This is a genomic window from Xanthobacter albus (genome assembly GCF_043194895.2).
Lineage (GTDB): Bacteria > Pseudomonadota > Alphaproteobacteria > Rhizobiales > Xanthobacteraceae > Xanthobacter.
Genome location: NZ_CM195532.1, coordinates 2,048,426 through 2,068,882 on the forward strand (window position 1 = coordinate 2,048,426; position 20,457 = coordinate 2,068,882).

Below are 20,457 nucleotides of genomic sequence, written 5' to 3' on the forward strand. Positions count from 1 at the left end.
GTCCCGCGGCCGAGGAGCCATCATGACCGCCACCGCGGAATCCGCAGTGCGTCCCGCCTTCCGTACCCAGGCTTTCATCGACGGCGCCTTCGCGCCCGCCGCCTCGGGGCGCACCTTCAGCGCCGTGAACCCGGCCACCGGCGAGGTGCTGGCCGAGGTGGCGGCCGGTGACGCCGCCGATATCGACCGCGCCGTTTCCGCCGCCCGCCGCGCTTTCGAGGACCGCCGCTGGGCCGGGCTGCGCCCGCTGGAGCGCAAGCGCACGCTGCAGCGCTTCGCGGAGCTGATCCGCGAGCATCGCGACGAGCTGGCCCTCACCGAGACGCTCAACATGGGCAAGCCCATCTCGGACGCCCGCGCCGTGGACGTGCGCGCGGCGGCCGACTGCTTCGCTTATTACGGCGAGTGCGCCGACAAGGTGTATGGCGAGATCGCGCCCACCACCGCGGACAATCTCGCCCTCATCCTGCGCGAGCCGCTGGGCGTGGTGGGCTGCGTGACGCCCTGGAACTTCCCCATGATCATGGCCGCCTGGAAGGTGGCGCCCGCCCTCGCCATGGGCAATTCGGTGGTGCTGAAGCCGGCGGAGGAATCGCCCCTCACCGCCCTGCGCCTCGCCGAGCTGGCGCACGCGGCCGGCATTCCGGACGGGGTGTTCAACGTGGTGCCGGGCCTTGGCGTCGAGGCCGGTAAGGCGCTGGGCCTGCACATGGACGTGGACGCGCTCGCCTTCACCGGTTCCACCGAGGTGGGGCGCTATTTCATGCGCTATTCCTCGGACAGCAACCTCAAGCGCGTCTATCTGGAGCTGGGCGGCAAGACCGCCTTCGTGGTGGCCCACGACGTGCCCGATCTCGACGCCGTGGCCGAGGCGGTGGCCGGCGGCATCTTCTTCAACCAGGGCGAGATGTGCACCGCCGCCTCGCGGCTGCTGGTGGACAACCGCATCCGCGCCGAGCTGGTCGCGCGCGTCGCCGCCCTGGCCCCGCGCTGGATGCCGGGCAACCCGCTCGATCCGGCGGCGCCGGCCGGCGCCGTGGTGAGCCGGGAGCACCAGCGGCGCATCCTCTCGGCCATCGACCGCGGCATCGCCGAAGGGGCCCGGCTCGTCACCGGCGGCGCGGCGGTGCTGGAGGAGACGGGCGGCGCCTTCGTGGCGCCCACGGTGTTCGACGACGTGGCGGCCGGCTCCTCCCTGGCGCAGCAGGAGATCTTCGGCCCGGTGCTCTCCGTCATCGGCTTCGACGGGCTGGACGAGGCGGTGGAGATCGCCAACGGGACCGTCTACGGCCTCGGCGCGGCGGTGTGGAGCAAAGACCTCGCCGCCGCGCACCGGGTGGCGCGGCGCTTCAAGGCCGGCATCGTCTATGTGAACTGCTTCGATGCGGATGACATCACCACCCCCTTCGGCGGCGTGAAGCAGTCCGGATTCGGGCGAGACAAGTCCCTGCATGCGCTGGAGAAATACAGCGACCTGAAGACCGTCTGGACGCGGCTGTGAGCCCCCGGCCGGCGGGTCACGCCCCGCCGGCCAGAGGCCGGGCGCCGCGCACGATGGCATTCAGCACGGCGGCGAGCGCCTCGCGGTTCTGCGCCTTCATCAGCGAGCCGCCGAGCCGCGGGTTGATCTCGAACACGCAGAGAGAGTCGTCGTCGCGGATCACGTAGTCGAAGTTGCAGGGGCCGTCGTAGCGCAGCGGCGCCAGGAAGCTCTCCAGCACCCGCAGGTGCTGCTCCGCCGCCGGTGGCACCGCGCTCGTCAAGCTCGCGCCCGGCCGCTGGATGCGCGCATCCGCCAGCAGCGTCTTGCGGAAGGTGCGGTGAAGCACGATCCGCCCCTCCCGGCAGACGGCGTGCGTCGCGAATTCATGGGCGTGGGGCACGTAGCCCTGGAGCACCACCGGGAAGCCCTTCCACGGCGGGGTGTCGAGCATCTCGCGCAGCGCCTCGCGACTCGTGGCCACCTCCACCCCCACCCCGGCGTTGAGGTCGAGGCGCTTCACCACGCACGGCAGCTCGGCCGTCTCGGGCGCGGCGAAGACGGGCGGGCAGTGATGGGCGAGCCCCTCGCGGGCGGCATAAGCGGCGAAAGCGCCCTTGTCAGCCAGGGTGCGCACCGCCTCGTGGCTGGGCAGCAGTCCTTCGTGTTCCGCGCGCGGGCAGGCCAGAAGGTGCGGCTCCATCAGCGGCAGCACGAGGGTGCGCATGTCGTCGCGCGGCGGCGGCAGGGGGGCTGCGGTGTCCGCCGCCAGCAGCACCTCGCGCACGCCTTCCACCTGGGCCCAGACCGGCGCCGTCGGCGCCAGGGACTCGTTCCAGTCCTCCGAATGGGTGCCATACACCACGATCCGCACGGGCGGCATGGAAGCGCCGCGGCAGGCGGTCTCGGGAGTGGCCGGCGCGTGCGCCGCAACGGCGGCGCCGGGGGCTTGGAGCAGATCGGTCATCGGGGGGGCGAATCGAGGATGCGGGAGCCCCTTCGTTCGCACGGGCTTCGCAAGCGCGCCATAAGATATTGAGCTGTTGCGCTTTCCGCCTGGGAGGGGGCCCGTTCCCGCTCGATGCGGCGCTTGCGCCTTTCTTGACGGGAAAGCGGAATTCACATCTTCTGAACGGGCTGGGACGCTGCGGGAGGCCGCGCTTTCTTCCCCGCGCGGGGAGGCCGGGAAACGCCCTGTCTGCCCGCCCGCGAACCGGCCGGCGTCGGTCTGAAACCGAAACGGAGACTCTCCATCGTGCCATCCTCCCCCCTGTCCAACTCGACGGCCCACTGGCGCGCGCTCGACGCCGCCCACCATCTGCATCCGTTCTCGGACACGAAGGCACTCAACGCCGAAGGCGTGCGCGTCATCACCCGGGCGGAAGGGGTCTATGTGTATGACAGCGACGGGAACAAGATCCTGGATGGCATGAGCGGCCTGTGGTGCTCCCAGGTGGGCCACGGGCGCAGGGCGATCGTCGATGCCATCGCCGCCCAGCTCCACCAGCTCGACTATTACAACACCTTCTTCAAGACCACCCATCCGGCCGCCGCCGAGCTTTCCGCCGCCATCGCGGAGGTGGCGCCGGAGGGCATGAGCCGCGTGTTCTTCACCTCCGGCGGCTCCGAGGCGGTGGATACGGTGCTGCGCATGGTGCGGCACTACTGGGCCGCCATGGGGCGGCCGCAGAAATCCATCTTCATCTCACGGAAGAATGCCTACCACGGCTCCACCATGGGCGGGGCCTCGCTCGGCGGCATGGGGCCGATGCATGCCCAGGGCGGCCTGCCCATTCCCGGCATCATCCATGTGCAGCAGCCCTATTGGTGGGCTGAGGGCGGCACCATGGACCCGGACGAGTTCGGCCTGTTCGCCGCCCGCGAGGTGGCCCGCGCCATCGACGAGGCGGGGCCGGAGAATGTGGCCGCCTTCATCGGCGAGCCGATCCAGGGCGCCGGCGGCGTCATCATCCCGCCCGCCAGCTACTGGCCCGAGGTGGAGAAGATCTGCCGAGAGCGCGACGTGCTGCTGGTCTGCGACGAGGTCATCTGCGGCTTCGGCCGCACGGGGGAATGGTTCGGCAGCCAGCATATGGGCGTGAAGCCGGACCTCGTCACCTTCGCCAAGGGCATCACCTCCGGCTACTTCCCGCTCGGCGGCGTCATCGTCGGCGACAAGGTGGCGGAAGGCTTCATCGAGAACGGCGGAGACTTCAACCACGGCTACACCTATTCCGGCCATCCCGGCGGCTGCGCGGCGGCCCTCGCCAACCTCAGGATCATGCATGAGGAAAAGCTGGTGGCGCGCGTGAAGCACGACATCGGCCCCTACCTCAGGGAGCGCTGGCTGAAGCTCGCGGACCATCCCCTGGTGGGCGAGGCGCGCATGGTGGGCCTTGTCGGCGCGCTGGAGCTGACCCCGGACAAGGCCACCCGCGCCGCCTTCGCAGCGGAAGAGGGCACGGTCGGCCTCATCTGCCGCGACTTCTCCTTCCGCGAGGGGCTGGTGATGCGCGCGGTGCGCGACGGCATGATCCTCGCCCCGCCCTTCACCCTTTCCCACGCCGAGGCGGACGAGCTGGTGGCCATCGCCTGGAAGGTGCTGGACCTGACCCTCGCCGCGCTCAAGAGCCGCGGCCTGATGGTGCCGGTGCCGCGCGTGGACGCCGCGGCCTGAGGACTGAATGAAGTGAAAAGGGCCGGCGGGAGATGCTTCCGCCGGCCCTTTTCGTTTTTCGCGATGGCGCGGCTCAGCGCGGGGCGGTTTCCTCGAACATGGGGCAGCGGGCGGCGAACGCCGCCTGCCAGGTCACCAGCCGGGGGTGGCTCGCCCGCCATTCCCCGCCGAAGCGAAAATCCAGGAAGCCGAGGGCGCAGGCGAGGGTGATCGCGGCGGCATCGAGGGGGCCGTCGGCCGCCGGCGGGGCGGCTTCCAGCGCCGCCAGGGCGCGGGCCATCTTCTGGCGCTGGTGGTCGAGCCAGCGCTGCTCGTGCTTCTCCACGGGGCGGAAGCGCGCCTCGTAGAGCACCAGGACGCCGGCATCCATCAGGCCGTCCGCCAGGGCCTGGAGCTTCATCGCGCCGATGAGGGCCTTCGGCTCGGCGGGCAGCAGGCGCCCGCCGGAGACGAGGTCGAGATAGCTCAGGATGACGCGCGAATCATAAAGGCAGTCGCCATCGTCGGTGAGGAGGGTGGGCACCTTGCCCAGGGGGTTCTGCAGGCGCAGCGTGTCGTCCGGATTGGTGGTGTCGGCCAGCTCGAGGTCGAGCGGCACGCCGGCGACGGCGGCGGCGAGGCGCACCTTGCGGGCGAACGGCGAGGTTGCGGAATAGCGCAGGAGCATGAGGGGCATCCGGGGGTGGAGGGACCGTGGCGGCCCTGGTTAAGGCGTTTTCAGGCGAAGGGGAATCCGGTTCGCGCGAAGAACGCGTGTCCGCTCACTCGTCCGGATCGGCGTCCGTGGGCGCAGGAAGATCGCTCCGCCTTTCCCGCCGGATGCTCGAACGGGCCTCAATGCGCCGTCAGCCAGGAGACGCGCAGGCGCCCCTTGCCGTCGCGCGCCAGCAGCGGCGTGAGCGGCGCGAGCATGGTGCGCACCTCGTCCGCCAGGGTGAAAGGCGGGTTCACGATGATGAGCCCGCTGCCGGAGAGGGTGTCGAGGCTGCGCACCTCGGCGAAATCGATCTCCACCCGCAGCGTCTTGGGCATCTGGAGCTGGGCCACCTCGCGCCGGAAGGCGTCCACCGCCCGCAGGTCCTTGATGGGATACCACAGCATGAAGATGCCGGTGGCGAAGCGGGTGTGGGCGGCCTTCAGCCCCTCCACCATGCGGTGGAACTCGCCCTGCTCCTCGAACGGCGGGTCCACCAGCACCAGGCCGCGCCGCTCGCGCGGGGGCAGGTGGGCGGCGAGCGCCTGCCAGCCGTCCTGGGGCAGGATCTTGGCGCGGTGGTCCTCGCCCACGCGCTTCTCCAGCTTGACGCGCTCCTCCTTGTTCAGCTCGCAGAACAGGAAGCGGTCCTGCGGGCGGGAGAGGGCGAGCGCCAGCGCCGGCGAGCCGGGGTAGAGCCGCCGCCCCTCGGCGCGGACGGCGCGCACCGTGTCGAGATAAGGCGCCAGCAGCGCCGCCGCCTGCTCCGGCAACTGGGCGGCCAGCACCGCCTCGATGCCGCTTTCCGCCTCCAGCGTGCGCTGGGCATTGGCGCCATCGAGGTCGTAGAGCCCGGCGCCGGCGTGGGTGTCCAGCACGCGGTAGGGCGTGTCCTTCTTGCCGAGATAGGCGAGGATGCGGGCGAGCACCGCGTGCTTCATCACGTCGGCCGGATTGCCGGCATGGAAGGCGTGGCGATAGTTCATGAGGGTCGTTCACCGCGGCGGTTTCGGAGCGAGGGGCGCTCGGGCTGCCGCCTCTATACGGCGCGCGGGCGGCATTTTCGATCCGCCCCGGCGGGAAAAAGCGGGACGCCCGGCGGCGTCAATTGCCGCGCACGGGGGGCATCACCATCTTCGGCAGGGCGCAGGCGCGCCGGTCCACCTCCGGGCAGGGGCGGAAGGCGAGGTTCTCGCGCGAGAGGCAGATGCGGACCTCGCGCAGGCGGCGCTTGTCGCAGTCCACGGAGATCATGTCCGGCTGCAGGCCGGGATTGGCGGCGCGGAAGGCGTCTTCGATCTGCGCCGGCGACACCATGCGGTAGTCGTCGAGGCGCTGGAACTCCGGCGGCACCACCACCTTGTCGCGTGCGGCGCGGATCGCCTTGAAATAGCCTGTCGCGTCGAGGCCGGAGCAGGTGCCGTGCCTCTTCCACTCGTGGATCACGAGCCCCTTGCTCGGCATGATGTCGAGCATGGAGCGGACGAGGCCGTTCGGGACGTAGGGCGCGGGGCTCTCGCAATATTCGGGAAAGCCGCGCTCGTATTGCGGCCACAGGCCGTGCACCACGAAGGCATAGGGGCGGGTGAGGGTGCATTGCGGCTCATCGGCCGCCCGCGCGCCCCGCGCCTCGCAATAGGTGGGGGACCAGGAGAGGGAGAGCACGTAGAAATCGAAGGCGCCGGAGTCCTTGGCCGCGGCGGGCTGCGCGAGCGCCGTGGCCATGAGCGCTGTGGCCATGAGCGCCATGCCGGCCAGCACCGCTCCGCGCAGCCGGCGGCCAATGGCAACCATGCGCGCGAACGGCGCCTGGAACGCAACAGGCCCCACTGGCTGCGGGGCCGCCGCAGCCCTCACGGCTGGATCATCTTGCAGGACGGGGCGAAGGCGTATTCGCGATCGAGGCCGACGATGCACCACTCCACGCCCCAGGTGGCGCCGATGGGGCCGCCCGATTCGACGATGGCGTAGTAGATCTGCCGCTTGCGGGCATCGGAGGTGTAGACGGTGCCGTGGCAATAGCGGCGCGGCAGGTATTCCGGCCCCCAGGGGCGGAAGGCGATCTCGCTCAGGCGCTCGAACTGGGTGATGGTGAGATTGGAGGACCAGAAGCGCTGCTCGGTCTCCCCGAAGCGCTGGGCGATGAGGCCGAGGGCGGCCTGCTCGTCGCAGGCCGGCACGTTGCCGGAATAATTGGGGCCGGAGAGCCAGAAGTTCAGCTCCAGCAGGTTCGCCGCCTGGGCGCGGGGAGCGGCGAGGCCGAGCGACAGCGCGAGCCCGAGGGCGGCGGCTCCAAGGCCCGCCAGACGGGCGAGGCCCGTGCGGCCCGCCTTGGCGTTCGCGGTGCGCAGCCCAATCCCCATGGTCGTCTCCACTGGTCTGTGCCGCGCTCGCGCGGCCATGTCGCCACGGACGATGGAGCCCCCACCCACGCCGGTCAAGCGCAGGGGTGCCACACTTCTTGAGAAAACGTCAATGCGCATTTCCGGCTCCGGCTACCCGCCGCGGCCGTCGCGCCGCTGCCGGAAAGCTGGGATAAGGGAGAAAGCACGGCGGCGCGCAGGAGGGAGGCTCCCATGTCCCAGTCCCGTTTCGCTTTCGGCGCCGGGGACGCTCCGCGCGCGGGCTCCGCGGGAGCCGGGGATCTGCCGCGCTTCGCGAGCGGGCGGGCGGCGGCGCTGGAGCTGCGGCCCGATCATCCGGTCTACTGCTTCCGGCCCGAGGTGCTGCGGGCCGATGCGGCGGCCTTCCTCGCCGCCTTTCCCGGCAGGACCGCCTATGCGGTGAAGACCAATGGCGAGCCCATGGTGCTCGAAACCCTGGCGGGGGCCGGCATCTCGGCCTTCGATGTGGCGAGCCCCGCCGAGTTCGCGGCCGTGCGCGCCCTGGCACCCGGCGCGGAGCTTTTCTACATGCACCCGGTGAAGGCGCAGTCGGACATCCGCCTGGCGCTGGAACGCTACCGCATCCGCGTCACCGCCCTCGACCATGAGGACGAGGTGGCGAAGATCCTGCGCATCGTCCGCGCGCTCGATCTCGATCCGGAGGATCTCACCCTCTTCGTGCGGCTCGCCACCAAGGGGGAGGCGGCCTACGAGCTCTCCCGCAAGTTCGGCGCCGCGCCCGGCCACGCGGCGGAGCTGCTGCGGCGCATCCACGGCCTCGGCATCCGCTGCGGCCTGTGCTTCCACGTGGGCAGCCAGGTGGAGGATGCGGGCACCTATGCCCGCGCCGTCGCCACGGCGGCCGAGGTGCGCGCGGTGGCGGGCGTGCCGCTCCACGGGCTCGACGTGGGCGGGGGCTTTCCCGCCGCCTATGCCCGCGACCCCCGCCGGGAGGAGCGGGCGATGCCGCCCCTGGGCGAGATCGTCTCCGGCCTCATGCAGGCGGTGGAGCGCCACGGCTTCTCCGGCGTGCCGCTGGTGGCGGAGCCCGGCCGCGTCATCGTCGCGCGCGCGTTCTCGGTCATCGTGCGGGTGCTGCTGAAGAAGGGGCAGCGGCTCTACATCAACGACGGGATCTGGGCCTCGCTCTCGGATTCGTGGACGGGCAAGATCCTGCTGCCGGTGCGGCACATCCCCGATCCCGCCCGGCGCCGCCGGCCGGTGCGGAGCGAGGCCATCGAGCCGTTCCGCATCTACGGCGCCACCTGCGACAGCGTGGACGTGCTCTCCCGTCCCTTCTACCTGCCGCAGGGCGTGGAGACGGGCGACTGGATCGAGATCGGCCACATGGGCGCTTATTCCCTCTCCCTGCGCACCCGCTTCAACGGCTTCTACCCCGACACCTTCGTGATGGTGGACGAGCCCTTCGACGCGGGCGACGCGCCACAGGGCTTCGCGGAGCCGGAATATCGCGGCAGGCCGCCGGAATAGGTGTCAATACCAGATGCGCTGGCTCTCCATGCCCGCATAGAGGGGCGCCACATAGTCCCCATAACCGTTGAAGAGGAGGGTGGGCCGGCGCTCGCCGGTGGCGATGTCCTCCTCGCTGGCCTGGCTCCAGCGCGGGTGCGGCACCTTGGGGTTCACATTGGCCCAGAAGCCGTATTCGGCGCCCTGCACCTCCTCCCAGAAGCTCACCGGCTGGGTGTCGGTGAAGGTGAAGCGCACGATGCCCTTGGCGGATTTGAACCCATATTTCCACGGCAGCGCCAGCCGCAGCGGCGCGCCGAACTGGCCGGGGGCCGGCTTGCCGTAGGCGCCGGTGACGAGGAAGGCGAGCTCGTTCTGCGCCTCCTTGAGGGTGAGGCCCTCCACATAGGGCCAGGGGTAGCGGAAGTCGCGCTGGTTGGGCGCCATCTTGGGATCGCGGAACGATTCCATCCGGATGAACTTCGCCGCAGCCGTGGGCCGGGCCAGCTCCACCAAGGCGGACATGGGAAATCCGGTCCAGGGAATGGCCATGGACCAGGCTTCCACGCAGCGGTGGCGGTAGAGCCGTTCTTCCAGGTGGACCTTCTTCAGGAGGTCGTCGATGTCCATCTCCTGGGGCTTTTCCACCAGGCCGTCGATGGCGATGCGCCAGGGGCGGCGCTGGAAGCGGCCCATGGCCGGCGCCACGTTCTTGGCGTAGCTGAACTCGTAATAATTGTTCACCACGGAGGACTTGGCCTCCGGCGTCACCGGCCGGTCGAGGGTGTAGCGCGGGTTCGTGGGGGCGGGGTAGAGGGCGCCGCTGGGGTCGGCGGGTTCGGTCGCCGCGCCGGCCGTCGCGGGAATGCCAAGGGCGGCGGCGCCGATGAGGCCCGCGCCTGCCCCGATGAGGGCGCGGCGGCTGAGATAGATCGATTCGGGGGTGGCGGCGGCTTCGGGAAGCTCCCAGCCGCGCCGGCGTCGAATATGCATCATGGCCTCCCGGAAGGGGCAGTTCCGGCCTCCCGAGGGCGCGCGCCGGCGAGGCGCGGGTTTCCCATCAGGCGGGCTCGGCGGGAGGATCGGGACACGGGGCGCCGGGCGCAAGTCACACCGGCGTGTGGCTCCGCCATGGGGGGAGGCGGGCGCGGGGGCCTCAGCGCGCGGGCTGCGGCGGCTGATCGCCCGCCACCAGCGGGGTCGAGGGCTCGAGCACCAGGGTGGCGCCGGCGATGGAGAGGCTGAGCCCGCTGTCCGAGGAGACGCTCAGGGGTTGGAGCGTGACCTGCTTTGACGGGTCCTGGGCCGCGAGCACGTTCGCGGAGAAGCCGGGGCCGAGCGCGAAGCCCGAGGTGAAGCCCACATAGGTGCCCGCCAGCGCCCCGCGGTCGAGGCTCCGCGAGGTGGAGAGGACGCCCCACAGCATGCTGCCCTGGTCCGACACGCCGATGTCGAGGCCGGTCCGGTTGAGGGTGCCGATGTAATAGTGATTCTGGCCCATGCTCGGGCGGTACTCGCACCGCACGCGGCGGGTGGAGCCGAAGCCGGTGGCGGTCGCCATGTCTCCCCGGCATTCGAGGAGGCCCGACGACACCGCCGGCATCCTGGGGCCGTCAGCCGAAGGGCCGGTCGCGGTGGAGGCCGGCGCGGCATTCACGGCCGGAGGCGCCACATTCATCTGCGGCAGGGCCTGGACCGCGGGCGCGGCCTGAGTCGCCGCCGGGCTCGTGGACTGGGCCGGCGGCGGGGTGCCGCCCTGGGAGGGGACGCTGCCGAGGCCCTGGGCCCCGGCGGTCGTCGTCAGCAGGGTCGCCATGGTGGCGAGAAGGACGGGGCGGAAGCTGTTCATGATCGTCTCCTGCCCCGATCTTGCATGCCTTTCAGGTCATTTGGTGACCCTTCAGGCTGTGCCGCGACCCTTTCGGATCACTTGGTGATCTTGGCCTTCACGGGCGTGGGGGCCGCGATCTGCTCCAGCTTCAGGTCGGCGACGCCGGCGGCCACGGCGGCGCCGGTCAGGCCTTCCAGCGACAGGGGCTGGAGGGCGACGGTCTGGGTGGAACCGCCGACGAGCACGTTCACGCCGCCGCCGAGACCCCAGGCCGCATTGGCCGACACGCCCACGTACTGGCCGGCGAGAGCGCCGGGGCCCACGCTGGTGGAGGGGGCGAACACGGCCCACGACAGGGTGTTGCCGGAGGTGATGCCGATGTCGATGCCGAAGCGCGACACGGTGCCCTTGTAGGCGGCCTGCACGGTGTAGGGCTCGATGCGGGAGGTGCGCAGCTCGCAGGCGAGGTCGCGCACGGAGCCGAGGATGAAGCCCACGGACGGGGCCACCGAGCACACGAGCACGCCGATCTGCACCTTCGGCGCCTCGACGGCGGCGGCGGGAGTGGCGGAGACAGCCGCGACAGCGGCGAGGCCGATGAGGCCGGACAAGGTACGCATGGGATCCCCCAATGATGCGGTGAAGCGAGGAAAGAACGCCCCGCGGATACGCGCAACCCCCTCTTAGGGAGAGATCGTGGCTGCAATTTCGCTAGGGGCTTGAAGTGCCTTCACCCCCGAGGGTTTCCCCGGGGGTGTGGCACAAATGCAAGGCTCCGGGAGGGGAGCCTGTCAGCGCAGCGACATGTCGGCGACGCCGAGGGCCAGGTTCAGGCCGGTCTGGGCTTCCACGGACAGGGGCTGCAGGGCGATGGTGTTGTTGTTGCCGCCCACCAGCGCGTTCGCGCCGAGGCCCGCGCCGATGGCGGCGTTGGCGGAGGCGCCCACATAGTTGCCGCGCAGGCTCTCGGGGCGAACCGAGGACGAGGGGGCGAACACGCCCCACACCAGCACGCCCTTGCCGCTCACGCCCACGTCGAGGCCGAGGCGGCGGATGGTGCCGGTGTAGGTGCGGGTCTTGCCCTTGCGGCCCGTGAAGGTGCAGCTCATGTCGCGCACGGAGCCGAGAATGAAGCTCACGTTGGGCGCGAGGGTGCAGCGCAGCTCACCCACCTGCACGCGGGACTGGGCCGAAGCGGGCAGGGCGCCGAGGACGCACAGGGCAGCGGCGGCGAGGCCGGCCTTGAAAACAGTCTTCATGATGTCGTTCCTCCTGGGGAAGCCAGCGGGCATCAGACCGCGCCGGACGACAGCGAAGCCATAGCCTGACTCCTCCCCAACGCCAACGACTCTATGGGGCGGGAGCTTATGTTCTCCCGCCCCTGTTGCATCCTCAGCTCAGGGCGGCGCAGAAGCGCTGGATGCGCTGGCAGGCTTCCTCGAGGGCGGAGGTGGCCGTGGCGTAGGAGATGCGGAACGCCGGGCCGGTGCCGAAGGCGGAACCGTGCACCACCGCGACGCCTTCCGCCTCCAGGAGCTGGGTGGCGAAGTCCTCGTCGGTGGCGATCTTCACGCCGGCCGGCGTGGACTTGCCGATGGCGCCCGCGCACGAGGGATAGACATAGAAGGCGCCTTCCGGCTTCGGGCAGGTGAGGCCCTTGGCCTGGTTGAGCATGGCCACCACCAGGTCGCGGCGCTCCTTGAACACGGCGTTGTTCGCGGCGATGAAGTCCTGCGGCCCTTCGAGCGCTTCCAGCGCCGCCCACTGGGCGATGGAGGAGGGGTTGGAGGTGGACTGCGACTGCAGCGTGCCCATGGCCTTGATGAGGGCCTCGGGGCCGGCGGCGTAGCCGATTCGCCAGCCGGTCATGCAATAGGCCTTCGAGACGCCGTTCATGGTCAGCGTGCGGTCGTAGAGCCGGGGCTCCACCTGCGCCGGGGTGACGAACTTGAAGTCGTCGTAGACGAGGTGCTCGTACATGTCGTCGGACAGGATCCAGACATGGGGGTGGCGCACCAGCACGTCGGTGAGCGCCTTCAGCTCGTCATAGGAATAGGCCGCGCCCGAGGGATTCGAGGGCGAATTGAAGATGAGCCACTTGGTCTTCGGGGTGATGGCGGCTTCCAGCACCTCGGGACGCAGCTTGAAATTGTCCTCCAGGCGGGTCGGCGCCGGCACCGGCGTGCCGCCGCAGAACTGGACGATGTCGGGGTAGCTCACCCAGTAGGGGGCGGGGATGATGACCTCGTCGCCCGCGTCCACGGTGGCCACCAGGGCGTTGAACAGCACCTGCTTGCCGCCGGTGCCCACGGACACCTGCGAGGGCTTGTAGTCGAGGTCGTTGTCGCGCTTGAACTTGCGGACGATGGCGGCCTTCAGCTGCGGAATGCCGTCCACGGCGGTGTACTTGGTCTCGCCGCGGCGGATGGCGGCGATGGCCGCTTCCTTGATGTTCTCGGGGGTGTCGAAGTCCGGCTCGCCCGCGGACAGCGCGATGATGTCCCGACCCGCTGCTTTCAGCTCGCGCGCCTTGTTGGAGATGGCGATGGTCGCGGAGGGGTTGATACGCTTCAGGGCGGACGAAATCAGGCTCATGGCCGGTTGCTCCGGACGCGCCCGCCCGCAGCGGCGGATCCGCGGCGGCCTTGGGGGCGCAAAGGTTTGGCACGAATGGAGCGCCGCAGGTTCAGCCGGCGCGCGCGGACACTAGTTCAGCCGCCGTGCCGGAACAAGCGACGATGATGAATGAAACAGCCGCCCGCGCGTGATGGATCGTCCCACGCCGGCCGGGGCCCTTGCGGGGCGGCCCGGCAGACGCCACATGCCGGCCAGGGGCGGGGAGAGGGCCGGTGCTGAAGCTTTATTCCACGCAATCGTCGGGAAATTCATACAAGGTGCGGCTGATGCTCGCGAAGCTCGGCCGCCCGTTCCAGCTCGCGGAGGTGGACATCTTCGCGGGCGAGCACAGGACGCCGGAATTCCTGGCGCTGAACCCGGAGGGGCGTGTGCCTCTGCTGGAGGCGGACGGGCGCCTGCTCGCCGAATCGAACGCCATCCTCTTCTACCTCGCGGAGGGCACGCGCTTCCTGCCCGCCGACGCCTTCGGCCGCGCGGATACCCTGCGCTGGATGTTCTTCGAGCAGAACAGCCACGAGCCCGGTATCGCCGCGGCCCGCTTCTGGCTCACCCAGGTGCGCGGCGGGCGCGACCTGCGCACCCACGACGTGGACCGCTGGATGGAGGAGGGCTACGCCGCTCTCGCCATCATGGAACGGCACCTGGCGCGCCACGATTTCTTCGCCGCCGACCGGCTCACCATCGCCGACCTCGCCCTCTACGCCCACACCCATGTGGCGGAGGAGGGCGAGTTCAGCCTCGCCGCCTTTCCCCTGGTGCGGGCCTGGCTGGAACGGGTGGCGGCGGACCCCGGCCATGTGGACATGGCGTGGCGCCCATCTGTCACGGCGGTAGAGCGGGGAGAACTCGCGCGGCCGTGAGTGATTGTCATGATGTGGCCATGATTTACCGGGGTGCCGCCGCGGACGGGCCACACTCTTCGAACAGTTTCAATCCGGCCGGCACAGGTGATTCGCCGGCTGATCGTGGCGGAAGCCACATTTTCGAATCGTGTGGGAGCGTCCAGATGAACCCCCTCGCCGCCGAAACGCCCTTCTCGACCGTCCGTCCCGCCACGGGCGCGCGCCGCGAGCCGGTGCGCGCGGAGCGGGAGGCCATCGATCGCGGCTTCGTCTCATGGTCCGCGCCCTGGTCCGGCGAGACGCCCGCCTTCTCCGCCGCCGATCCCGATACGCTGGCCCGCGCGGTGCGGGCCCACAAGGCGGGGGACGCCTTCGCCCAGGCGGCGCTCACCATCGCCCTCATGCTCGCCATCGGCGCGGTGGCGTTCGTGCTCTCCTCCGGCCGCGCGGCTGCCGCCGGCCTCCTGGCGCAGGACGTGGCGGGCCATGCCGCGACCCTCGGCGCCCTCGCTCTTGCCGGGGGCGCCCTGCTCGTCGCCGCGCGCATGACCTTGTCACGCGTGCGGGTGCGGGTGCGCGACCGCCGCCGGGGATGATCCGCCCGGACGCTGAGAGCCTGGAATGACAAAAAGGCGCCGGAGGAATCCTCCGGCGCCTTTTTTCACGTGATGCGGGAGCTGCGTGCCCCTCTGGTGGCCGGAGCCCCGGCCGCCGGCCGGGGCTCCGCCGCCCTCAGATGGCGTAGCGCAGGATGGCGGCGAGATCGCCGTTGCCGGGCAGGTCGGCCCGGCGCACCGAAAGCACGCGACCGCCGGCCTGCAGGGTGCGGCGGACGATCTCGTCGGCGATGCCGTAGTTCACGGCGTCGGGCTGGGAGTCGAAGGTCACGGCGCCGTCTTCCTCGCCCACGAGGCCGGTGAGGGCGGAGTCCATGTCCACCATCAGCGTGTCCACGGCGCCGAAGGTGGCGGCGCGGGCCGCCTGGGCCACGTCGGCGGTGGCGCGGCCCTGCACTTCGCGCGCGGCATAAAGGGCGCCGAAGTCGCGGATCTGCCCGGCGTAGACCTCGTCCAGCACCTTGCGGGCGGCCTCGGCGAGCACGTGGTCCGGGGTGTCGTCGGCGCTGCCGGAGATCACGCCCTCGGCCACGTGGGGATAGCTCGACACCGACTTGTAGACCGAGGCCATGGGCTCGGCCGCGGCGATGACGAGCGGGCGCTCGTCGCCGGTGAGCACCGCGCGCAGGGACTGGTCCACGATGCGGGCATAGCGGGTGAGCAGGGCGCTTTCGCTGGTGCCCTCGCCGCTGCGCATGCCGCTGTCTCGCTCCAGGTGGCTGCGCCGGCCCAGGGCGTCGCTGAAGTTGTGGGGCATGCCGTGCACGGGCACATGATGGGGCGGCAGGTCCGCCGACACCTCGATGAGGCGGGCGCGGCCGACGCCGATGGCGAGCACGTAGGCCTCGTGGGCGAAGGTCACCGAGCGGATGAGCGGGGCGATGTGGAAGCGGTCCGACACCTCCACCGCATTCGCGAGCTTGTTGGGCAGGCGGAAGGTGCGCACGCGGTCGGGGGTGGCGAAGATGGCGAGGCTGTTGGCCTGGGTGACCCAGAACTCATCGTCCTCCACCAGCGCCTCGATGCCCTCCTGGATCGGCCAGAGGGTGCGCTTGGCGGTGTCCACGGCCTCGAGCTCGCCCAGCGCGGTCTTCAGCAGGTTCTTGAGCTCGATGCGGTCGGCCTTCGTCTCCTGCGTGTTGGGCGTGGTCCGCAGGTAAATGGAAACGGCCGGCGCACCGCGATAAGCCGCAAGCTTTTCGATCTGCGCACGGCTCGGAAGGTCGATATGAAGCACGAAAAAACTCCCTTGTGATGCGCCTCACGCTAGCTCAGAATCGAATCTGAACCTTGATGTGAAACAAAGTCTATTTATCAGGCCGCTCCGGAAAACGAGCCCGACGCAGGGAGGGAAACGTGCTTCATTATCTCACGACCACGCTTTTCCGATGCCGGGCACGCCGGCTTGCGGTGGCGGGCCTCGCGGCCGCCATGCTGGCCGCGGGCCCGGCGCGGGCGCTGCCTGAGCGGCCCGTGCGCTTCGGCGGTGAGACGGTGCGGGTGGATCCCTTCGCCTCCGGGCTGGAGCACCCCTGGGGCATGGCCTTCCTGCCGGACGGGCGGCTGCTCGTCACCGAGCGGCCGGGGCGGCTGCGGATGGTGGAGCGCAACGGCCGGGTGGGGCCGCCGCTCAAGGGCGTGCCGGCGGTGGCGGCGGTGGGGCAGGGCGGCCTGCTGGATGTCGCCCTCGATCCCGCCTTCTTCGACAACCGGCTGGTCTACCTGAGCTTCGCCGAGCGGCGGCCGGACGGCCTCGCCACCGCCGTCGCGCGGGGGAAGCTCAGCCCCGAAGCGGACGCGCTCACCGACGTCGCCGTCATCTTCCGCCAGCAGCCGGCGTGGTCGGGCCCCAACCATTTCGGCTCGCGGCTGGCGTTCGCGCCGGACGGCACCCTGTTCGTCACCCTGGGCGAGCGCTATGACCTGAAGGAGCGGGCACAGGACCTTTCCACCACCCTCGGCAAGATCGTCCGCATCAATCCGGACGGCTCGATCCCCAAGGACAATCCCTTCGCCCGCACCACCGGCGCCCGGCCGGAAATCTATTCCTACGGCCACCGCAACGTGCAGGGCGCCGCCATCGAGCCGGCGACGGGGCGCCTGTGGACCGTGGAGCACGGCGCGCGCGGCGGCGACGAGGTGAACCGCCCCATGCCGGGCCTCAACTACGGCTGGCCGGTCATCACCTACGGGCGCGACTATTCCGGCGCGAAGATCGGCGAGGGCACGGCCAAGATCGGCATGGAGCAGCCGCTGTTCTACTGGGACCCCTCCATCGCCCCCTCCGGCGCCGCCTTCTATGACGGTGAGCTGCTGCCCGCCTTCAAGGGCCATCTCTTCGTGGGTGCCCTGGCCGGCGAGGCGCTGGTGGAGGTCAAGGTGCGCGACGGCGTGGTGATGGGCGAGGAGCGGCTGCCCATGGGCGAGCGCATCCGCGACGTGCGGATGGGGCCTGACGGCGCGCTCTGGCTCGCCACCGATTCGGACGAGGGCCAGATCCTGCGGGTGGTGCCCGCCTCCGCCCCGCGCCCGGCCACGCCGGACGATCAGAATTCGTGGAAGATAAAGTAGGCGCCGGCGGCGATGAAGGCGAAGCCGACGAGGTGGTTCCAGCCCAGCGGCTCCTTCAGGTAGAGCACCGAGAAGGCGGCGAACACCAGGAGGGTGATGACCTCCTGCATGGTCTTGAGCTGGGCGGTGGAATAGACCTGGGAGCCCAGCCGGTTGGCTGGCACCGCCAGGCAATATTCGAAGAAGGCGATGCCCCAGCTCGCGACGATGGCGAGCACGAGGGGCGACCCCTTGTACTTCAGGTGCCCGTACCACGCGAACGTCATGAACACGTTCGAGGCGAGGAGCAGCACCAGGGGCGCGATCTGCGGCGGCAGCAGGGAGGACAGGGCGGGCATGGGCGGCCGGTAGGAATGTGAGGCGGGTTTGGCCCGACTGCCTAGGCCCCCGCCGGGGCGGCCGCAAGGCGGTTCCTCCGCGCGCTCCATGAGAGGGGGCTTTTCCGGCGGCACCTCGGCGCCCATATTGACGCCATGGCCAAAGCATCCCGCCCCGGAAAGCTCGGCGAGCGCTCCCAGCGCGCCTTCGAGCCGGCGCCCCAGCAGGCGCTCGACCCCGCCCTCGCCAAGTCCCTCGGGCTGGAGCCGGGGGACATCGCGCTCGATTTCGAAGCCTCCGGCGCCTCCGCCACGGTGCAGGCGCTCAGCAGCCTCATCGAGAACGGCCGCCCGGAGATCAACGGCCAGACCTGGGTGCCCCACCGCCCGCCGCGGCCGGAGAAGTCCGAGGGCGGCGTTTCCTTCGACATGCAGAGCGAGTTCAAGCCTTCCGGCGACCAGCCCCAGGCCATCGCCGAACTGTGCGCCCAGGCGCGGGAGGGCGAGCGCGACCAGGTGCTTTTGGGCGTCACCGGATCCGGCAAGACCTTCACCATGGCCAAGGTGATCGAGACGCTCCAGCGCCCGGCCATCATCCTCGCCCCCAACAAGACGCTGGCGGCCCAGCTCTATGGCGAGTTCAAGAGCTTCTTCCCCGACAATGCGGTGGAGTATTTCGTTTCCTACTACGATTACTACCAGCCGGAAGCCTATGTGCCCCGGACCGATACGTATATCGAGAAGGAATCCTCCATCAACGAGCAGATCGACCGCATGCGCCACGCGGCCACCCGCGCGCTGCTGGAGCGTGACGATGTCATCATCGTCGCCTCCGTGTCGTGCATCTACGGTATCGGCTCGGTGGAAACCTATTCGGCCATGACCTTCGACCTGAAGGTGGGCGAGCGCATCGACCAGCGCGCGCTTCTGGCGGATCTGGTGGCCCTGCAATACAAGCGCATCCAGGCCGATTTCGCCCGCGGCACCTTCCGCGTGCGCGGCGACGTGGTGGAAATATTTCCGGCCCACTACGAGGACAGGGCGTGGCGCGTCTCCCTGTTCGGGGACGAGATCGAGAGCATCCAGGAGTTCGACCCGCTCACCGGCACCAAGAGCGGCGACATGAAGAGCGTGCGCGTCTACGCCGCCTCCCACTATGTGACGCCGCGCCCGACCCTCATCCAGGCCATCACCGGCATCAAGGCCGAGCTGAAGATGCGGCTGGAGGAGCTCTACAAGATGGGCCGCCTGCTGGAGGCCCAGCGCCTGGAGCAGCGCACCCGCTACGACCTGGAGATGATGGAGGCCACCGGCTCCTGCGCCGGCATCGAGAACTATTCGCGCTGGCTCACCGGCCGCAAGCCCGGCGAGCCGCCGCCCACCCTGTTCGAATACGTGCCCGACAACGCCCTCGTGTTCATCGACGAGAGCCATGTGACGGTGCCGCAGATCGGCGCCATGTATCGCGGCGACTTCCGCCGCAAGGCGACGCTGGCCGAATACGGCTTCCGCCTGCCGAGCTGCATGGACAACCGCCCGCTGCGGTTCGAGGAATGGGAGGCCATGCGGCCGCAGACGGTGCATGTCTCCGCCACCCCCGGCCCCTGGGAGATGGACAAGACCGGCGGCGTGTTCGTGGAGCAGGTCATCCGCCCCACCGGCCTCGTGGACCCGCCGGTGGAGGTGCGCCCGGCCCGCACCCAGGTGGACGACCTGCTGGGCGAGATCCGCGCCGCCAGCGCCAAGGGCTATCGCACCCTCGTCACCGTGCTCACCAAGCGCATGGCCGAGGATCTCACCGAATACCTGCACGAGAACGGCATCCGCGTGCGCTACATGCACTCGGACATCGATACCATCGAGCGCATCGAGATCATCCGCGACCTGCGCCTGGGCGCGTTCGATGCCCTGATCGGCATCAACCTGCTGCGCGAGGGCCTCGACATTCCCGAGTGCGGGCTGGTGGCCATCCTGGACGCGGACAAGGAGGGCTTCCTGCGTTCGGAGACCTCCCTGGTGCAGACCATCGGCCGCGCCGCCCGCAACGTGGACGGGCGGGTCATTCTCTATGCGGACAACATCACCGGCTCCATGAGCCGCGCCATGGCCGAGACCACCCGCCGCCGCGAGAAGCAGGTCGCCTACAATGTGGAGCACGGCATCACGCCCGAGAGCGTGAAGAAGGCCATCGGCGACATCCTCAATTCCGTCTACGAGCGCGACCACGTGCAGGTGGACACGGGGCTGATGGAGGAGGGGGCGGCCTTCGGCCACAATCTCAAGGCCGTCATCGCCGACCTCGAGAAGAAGATGCGCGCCGCCGCCGCGGACCTCGATTTCGAGACCGCCGCCCGCCTGCGCGACGAGATTCGCCGCCTGGAGGCCACCGAGCTGGCCGTGGCGGATGATCCCATGGCGCGGCAGGAGGCGGTGGAGGACAAGTCCGGCGGCTTCAGGGGCCCGCGCAAGTACGGCCGCGCCGCCAACCTGCCGCCCGAGGCGCCCGCGGACGGCCCTGCCAAACGGGCTTCCGGGGCCTCTCCCAAGGGGGCGGTGAGGGGGCGGGCATCCAGGCCGGCGGCACCTGAGGCGCCTTTGCCCGCGGAGGATGCGGCGCCCGCCAAGGCGCCGGCCCGCGCATCCAAGGCGAAGACCGATCTCGAAGCCGCGCTGGAAGGCTGGGCTGAGAAGCAGGCGCCTTATGCGGCGCCGCGTGCCGCGCGCGCCCACAAGCCCTCCCTCGACGACATGGGCCCCGGCACCGACCGCGCCGTGCCCCTCTCCGAGGACGCCTTCCGCCCCGGCCCGAGGCCCGATCCGGGCACGAAGGGCTACCGCAAGGGCGGACGTCGCAAGGGCTGACGCCGCCCCGCCCCTCGACTGACGCTTCGGCCCCATCGGGGGAGGGGCCGTTTGCGTGCGCATGCCTGCCACCGG

General features: G+C 70.3%; 19 protein-coding genes. 7 read left to right on the forward strand and 12 right to left on the reverse strand.

The window, feature by feature from the left end; genetic code table 11:
• The first annotated feature begins 22 nt into the window (after positions 1-22).
• Complete coding sequence (locus tag V5F75_RS09120) at positions 23-1,501, forward strand: aldehyde dehydrogenase (protein ID WP_394036866.1); 1,479 nt, start codon at positions 23-25, stop codon at positions 1,499-1,501.
• A gap of 16 nt (positions 1,502-1,517) precedes the next feature.
• On the opposite strand, the gene V5F75_RS09125 is transcribed toward V5F75_RS09120, so the two are convergent.
• Positions 1,518-2,447 (reverse strand): hypothetical protein, encoded by a 930-nt coding sequence (locus tag V5F75_RS09125; RefSeq protein WP_394036864.1) that lies wholly within the window; start codon positions 2,445-2,447, stop codon positions 1,518-1,520.
• A gap of 288 nt (positions 2,448-2,735) precedes the next feature.
• Between V5F75_RS09125 and V5F75_RS09130 the strand changes: the two genes are divergently transcribed.
• Complete coding sequence (locus V5F75_RS09130) at positions 2,736-4,157, forward strand: aspartate aminotransferase family protein (RefSeq protein WP_394036862.1); 1,422 nt, start codon at positions 2,736-2,738, stop codon at positions 4,155-4,157.
• 73 nt (positions 4,158-4,230) lie between these two features.
• Here V5F75_RS09130 and V5F75_RS09135 read toward each other — a convergent pair whose 3' ends face one another.
• From V5F75_RS09135 to V5F75_RS09150, 4 genes are all read right to left on the reverse strand, one after another.
• Positions 4,231-4,824 carry a glutathione S-transferase N-terminal domain-containing protein gene (locus V5F75_RS09135; protein WP_394036860.1) on the reverse strand — a complete coding sequence of 198 codons (594 nt, stop codon included), beginning with the start codon at positions 4,822-4,824 and terminating at the stop codon, positions 4,231-4,233.
• 167 nt (positions 4,825-4,991) lie between these two features.
• The gene (locus tag V5F75_RS09140; RefSeq protein ID WP_394036858.1) at positions 4,992-5,837 is read right to left on the reverse strand and encodes a 23S rRNA (adenine(2030)-N(6))-methyltransferase RlmJ; all 846 of its coding nucleotides are present in this window, start codon (positions 5,835-5,837) and stop codon (positions 4,992-4,994) included.
• A 118-nt stretch (positions 5,838-5,955) separates the two neighbouring features.
• Positions 5,956-6,645, reverse strand: a complete 690-nt coding sequence (locus V5F75_RS09145; protein WP_394036856.1) for a ribonuclease T2 family protein — start codon at positions 6,643-6,645, stop codon at positions 5,956-5,958.
• Between the two features lie 59 nt (positions 6,646-6,704).
• The gene (locus V5F75_RS09150; protein WP_394036854.1) at positions 6,705-7,214 is read right to left on the reverse strand and encodes a hypothetical protein; all 510 of its coding nucleotides are present in this window, start codon (positions 7,212-7,214) and stop codon (positions 6,705-6,707) included.
• Between the two features lie 282 nt (positions 7,215-7,496).
• Between V5F75_RS09150 and V5F75_RS09155 the strand changes: the two genes are divergently transcribed.
• Positions 7,497-8,726 carry a type III PLP-dependent enzyme domain-containing protein gene (locus V5F75_RS09155; protein ID WP_394036926.1) on the forward strand — a complete coding sequence of 410 codons (1,230 nt, stop codon included), beginning with the start codon at positions 7,497-7,499 and terminating at the stop codon, positions 8,724-8,726.
• Between the two features lie 3 nt (positions 8,727-8,729).
• Here V5F75_RS09155 and msrP read toward each other — a convergent pair whose 3' ends face one another.
• The 5 genes from msrP to V5F75_RS09180 all read right to left on the reverse strand — a co-directional run bounded on the left by msrP (position 8,730) and on the right by V5F75_RS09180 (position 13,131).
• The gene (gene msrP, locus V5F75_RS09160) at positions 8,730-9,698 is read right to left on the reverse strand and encodes a protein-methionine-sulfoxide reductase catalytic subunit MsrP (RefSeq protein ID WP_394036924.1); all 969 of its coding nucleotides are present in this window, start codon (positions 9,696-9,698) and stop codon (positions 8,730-8,732) included.
• Positions 9,699-9,861: 163 nt separating this feature from the next.
• A complete protein-coding gene (locus tag V5F75_RS09165) occupies positions 9,862-10,554 on the reverse strand; it encodes a DUF992 domain-containing protein (protein WP_394036852.1) in 693 nt (230 codons plus the stop codon).
• 77 nt (positions 10,555-10,631) lie between these two features.
• Entirely contained in the window at positions 10,632-11,156 is a 525-nt protein-coding gene (locus V5F75_RS09170) for a DUF992 domain-containing protein (protein WP_394036850.1), read from the reverse strand.
• Between the two features lie 171 nt (positions 11,157-11,327).
• Positions 11,328-11,795 (reverse strand): DUF992 domain-containing protein, encoded by a 468-nt coding sequence (locus V5F75_RS09175; RefSeq protein ID WP_394036848.1) that lies wholly within the window; start codon positions 11,793-11,795, stop codon positions 11,328-11,330.
• Between the two features lie 133 nt (positions 11,796-11,928).
• Positions 11,929-13,131, reverse strand: coding sequence for a pyridoxal phosphate-dependent aminotransferase (locus V5F75_RS09180; RefSeq protein ID WP_394036846.1), 1,203 nt, complete (start codon positions 13,129-13,131; stop codon positions 11,929-11,931).
• A 254-nt stretch (positions 13,132-13,385) separates the two neighbouring features.
• On the opposite strand from V5F75_RS09180, the gene V5F75_RS09185 reads away from it, so the two are divergent.
• Both V5F75_RS09185 and V5F75_RS09190 read left to right on the forward strand, forming a co-directional pair.
• Complete coding sequence (locus V5F75_RS09185; protein WP_393989398.1) at positions 13,386-14,033, forward strand: glutathione S-transferase family protein; 648 nt, start codon at positions 13,386-13,388, stop codon at positions 14,031-14,033.
• Positions 14,034-14,179: 146 nt separating this feature from the next.
• Positions 14,180-14,611, forward strand: coding sequence for a hypothetical protein (locus V5F75_RS09190; protein ID WP_394036844.1), 432 nt, complete (start codon positions 14,180-14,182; stop codon positions 14,609-14,611).
• A gap of 136 nt (positions 14,612-14,747) precedes the next feature.
• Here V5F75_RS09190 and V5F75_RS09195 read toward each other — a convergent pair whose 3' ends face one another.
• Positions 14,748-15,869 (reverse strand): baeRF11 domain-containing protein, encoded by a 1,122-nt coding sequence (locus tag V5F75_RS09195; protein ID WP_394036842.1) that lies wholly within the window; start codon positions 15,867-15,869, stop codon positions 14,748-14,750.
• 194 nt (positions 15,870-16,063) lie between these two features.
• Between V5F75_RS09195 and V5F75_RS09200 the strand changes: the two genes are divergently transcribed.
• A complete protein-coding gene (locus V5F75_RS09200) occupies positions 16,064-17,203 on the forward strand; it encodes a PQQ-dependent sugar dehydrogenase (protein WP_394036922.1) in 1,140 nt (379 codons plus the stop codon).
• On the opposite strand, the gene V5F75_RS09205 is transcribed toward V5F75_RS09200, so the two are convergent.
• Entirely contained in the window at positions 17,179-17,541 is a 363-nt protein-coding gene (locus V5F75_RS09205; protein WP_394036841.1) for a DMT family protein, read from the reverse strand. The genes V5F75_RS09200 and V5F75_RS09205 overlap by 25 nt on opposite strands.
• Positions 17,542-17,676: 135 nt before the next feature.
• Here V5F75_RS09205 and uvrB point away from each other — a divergent pair, with 135 nt between their 5' ends.
• A complete protein-coding gene (gene uvrB, locus V5F75_RS09210) occupies positions 17,677-20,382 on the forward strand; it encodes an excinuclease ABC subunit UvrB (protein WP_394036839.1) in 2,706 nt (901 codons plus the stop codon).
• Positions 20,383-20,457 lie beyond the last annotated feature (75 nt).

Bases quoted from the DNA above. Each gene is read 5' to 3' on its own strand.
- V5F75_RS09120 (WP_394036866.1), top strand. From the start codon at position 23: ATGACCGCCACCGCGGAATCCGCAGTGCGTCCCGCCTTCCGTACCCAG.
- V5F75_RS09125 (WP_394036864.1), bottom strand. From the start codon at position 2,447: ATGACCGATCTGCTCCAAGCCCCCGGCGCCGCCGTTGCGGCGCACGCG.
- V5F75_RS09135 (WP_394036860.1), bottom strand. From the start codon at position 4,824: ATGCTCCTGCGCTATTCCGCAACCTCGCCGTTCGCCCGCAAGGTGCGC.
- V5F75_RS09140 (WP_394036858.1), bottom strand. From the start codon at position 5,837: ATGAACTATCGCCACGCCTTCCATGCCGGCAATCCGGCCGACGTGATG.
- V5F75_RS09145 (WP_394036856.1), bottom strand. From the start codon at position 6,645: ATGGTTGCCATTGGCCGCCGGCTGCGCGGAGCGGTGCTGGCCGGCATG.
- V5F75_RS09150 (WP_394036854.1), bottom strand. From the start codon at position 7,214: ATGGGGATTGGGCTGCGCACCGCGAACGCCAAGGCGGGCCGCACGGGC.
- msrP (WP_394036924.1), bottom strand. From the start codon at position 9,698: ATGCATATTCGACGCCGGCGCGGCTGGGAGCTTCCCGAAGCCGCCGCC.
- V5F75_RS09165 (WP_394036852.1), bottom strand. From the start codon at position 10,554: ATGAACAGCTTCCGCCCCGTCCTTCTCGCCACCATGGCGACCCTGCTG.
- V5F75_RS09170 (WP_394036850.1), bottom strand. From the start codon at position 11,156: ATGCGTACCTTGTCCGGCCTCATCGGCCTCGCCGCTGTCGCGGCTGTC.
- V5F75_RS09175 (WP_394036848.1), bottom strand. From the start codon at position 11,795: ATGAAGACTGTTTTCAAGGCCGGCCTCGCCGCCGCTGCCCTGTGCGTC.
- V5F75_RS09180 (WP_394036846.1), bottom strand. From the start codon at position 13,131: ATGAGCCTGATTTCGTCCGCCCTGAAGCGTATCAACCCCTCCGCGACC.
- V5F75_RS09190 (WP_394036844.1), top strand. From the start codon at position 14,180: ATGAACCCCCTCGCCGCCGAAACGCCCTTCTCGACCGTCCGTCCCGCC.
- V5F75_RS09200 (WP_394036922.1), top strand. From the start codon at position 16,064: ATGCTGGCCGCGGGCCCGGCGCGGGCGCTGCCTGAGCGGCCCGTGCGC.
- V5F75_RS09205 (WP_394036841.1), bottom strand. From the start codon at position 17,541: ATGCCCGCCCTGTCCTCCCTGCTGCCGCCGCAGATCGCGCCCCTGGTG.
- uvrB (WP_394036839.1), top strand. From the start codon at position 17,677: ATGGCCAAAGCATCCCGCCCCGGAAAGCTCGGCGAGCGCTCCCAGCGC.